The organism is Pseudomonas sp. Sample_24, assembly GCF_004307605.1.
Taxonomy (GTDB): Bacteria; Pseudomonadota; Gammaproteobacteria; order Pseudomonadales; family Pseudomonadaceae; genus Aquipseudomonas.
This window is the reverse complement of the sequence record NZ_RCNW01000292.1, coordinates 1-1,351: the sequence shown is the minus strand read 5'-3', so window position 1 is coordinate 1,351 and position 1,351 is coordinate 1. Positions and strand designations below refer to the sequence as shown.

Below are 1,351 nucleotides of genomic sequence, written 5' to 3'. Positions count from 1 at the left end.
TCCATGCTGAGGGCACGAATGGCGTTGGCACGCTCACGACGGCTAGGCATCGCTGTTCTCCTGCGGGTTCTGAAACGAGAGTGATAAAAATGAAACGGAAAAAAGGCGAGCATTTTCCCTCACCCGGACGCCTCGGGGCAATGACAGATAGTCATCTGGGGGCGTTTTTCCAATCGATATCGACGGATTCGGTGGGTGAAACCTTTCCGCCATTCGTTTGTTGACTGACGCTAACGTTAAGAAGTGCCATCTATCGTGCAATATCAAAACTTTTTGATATTGCCCTTGCGGTGCTTCCTGTGCGTGACTAGACTGCCGGCCTTATGAATCTACGCATGCCTTCCATTCGCCACGACGATTGCGATGAACTGGCGGCCCTGTGCAAGGCCGGCGGCGATCCTCTGCGGCTGAATGTTTTACGTGCATTGGCCAACGATTCTTTTGGCGTGCTGGAACTGGCGCAAATCTTCGGCATTGGCCAGTCGGGCATGAGTCACCACCTCAAGGTATTGGCCCAGGCCGACCTGGTGGCAACCCGCCGCGAAGGCAACGCGATCTTCTACCGTCGCGCCCTGCCCCACAGCGACTTGCTGGGCGGCAAATTGCACGCAGCCTTGCTCGAAGAAGTGGATGACTTGAGCTTGCCGGTCGAAGTGCAGGCACGGATCGCCCAGGTCCACGGGCAACGTGCCGCGGCCAGCCAGGATTTTTTCTCGCGGGTCGCGGAGAAATTTCGCGCCCAGCAAGACTTGATCGCCGGCCTGCCGCAATACCGCGATAGCGTGGTGGCGCTGCTCGACAAGCTGGGTTTCAGTGAAGGCAGTACAGCCATCGAAGTCGGCCCGGGCGACGGTTCATTTCTACCGGAACTGGCGGGGCGCTTCTCTCAGGTCACCGCTGTGGATAACAGCCCGGCGATGCTTGAGCTGGCGCGCCAGGTCTGTGAGCGCGAAACGCTGACCAACGTCAGCCTGCAACTGGCCGATGCCTTGAACGGCGTCAGCCTCAAGGCTGATTGCGTTGTATTGAACATGGTGCTGCACCATTTCGCCGCACCGGCCGATGCGCTCAAGCACATGGCCAATCTGCTGCAACCAGGCGGCAGCCTGTTAGTGACCGAGTTATGTAGCCACAACCAGAGTTGGGCCAAGGAGGCCTGCGGTGATCTCTGGCTGGGGTTTGAACAGGATGATCTGGCCCGTTGGGCCACCGCTGCGGGACTCGTTCCCGGGGAAAGCCTGTACATAGGCTTACGTAATGGTTTCCAGATTCAGGTCCGACACTTTCAACGGCCGCCTGGCGACACTCACCATCGGTAAACTCAGGAAAACATCGAGATGAGCGAATACTC

2 protein-coding genes are annotated in these 1,351 nt (G+C 58.0%); both read left to right on the top strand.

From position 1 onward, the window contains the following. Nucleotides 1-224 (top strand): hypothetical protein (locus tag D8V06_RS30595; RefSeq protein WP_206663187.1); only part of this gene is annotated, 224 nt, incomplete at its 5' end. Nucleotides 225-323: 99 nt separating this feature from the next. Beyond that, the gene (locus D8V06_RS15970; RefSeq protein ID WP_056853927.1) at nucleotides 324-1,319 is read left to right on the top strand and encodes a metalloregulator ArsR/SmtB family transcription factor; all 996 of its coding nucleotides are present in this window, start codon (nucleotides 324-326) and stop codon (nucleotides 1,317-1,319) included. Nucleotides 1,320-1,351 lie beyond the last annotated feature (32 nt).

Coding starts and splice junctions, on each gene's coding strand:
- D8V06_RS15970 (WP_056853927.1), top strand. CDS start 324: ATGAATCTACGCATGCCTTCCATTCGCCACGACGATTGCGATGAACTG.